This window comes from Bradyrhizobium sp. LeoB3 (genome assembly GCF_055456055.1).
Window position 1 is genome coordinate 1 of sequence record NZ_JBVBEF010000493.1, and the last position, 223, is coordinate 223.

Annotated in this window: 1 protein-coding gene; it reads left to right on the plus strand. The window is 58.3% G+C overall.

Annotated features, from left to right (window positions below):
- Window positions 1-22: 22 nt before the first annotated feature.
- On the plus strand, window positions 23-223 hold a 201-nt coding region (locus ACZXDY_RS46805), incomplete at its 3' end, for a hypothetical protein (RefSeq protein ID WP_464350145.1).

Sequence of the window (223 nt, forward strand, 5' to 3'; positions counted from 1 at the left end):
GCTACCGCATACGCTATCTAAGATGATCGCGATCAGCGGCTCAATTGAACGTAAGGCATCACGGGCCGATACGAAGGATTATGGCGCTCGCCATCCCACCCGCGCTCTTGCGTCCTCCCCTTCGACTCCGGTTGGATGCTCCCCTCGGGCGAGGGCGCAAATAGTCCCCAAGGAGGTTCTGATGCGCATTCTGGCCTTGGCGATTTTGACGATCACGACGGTT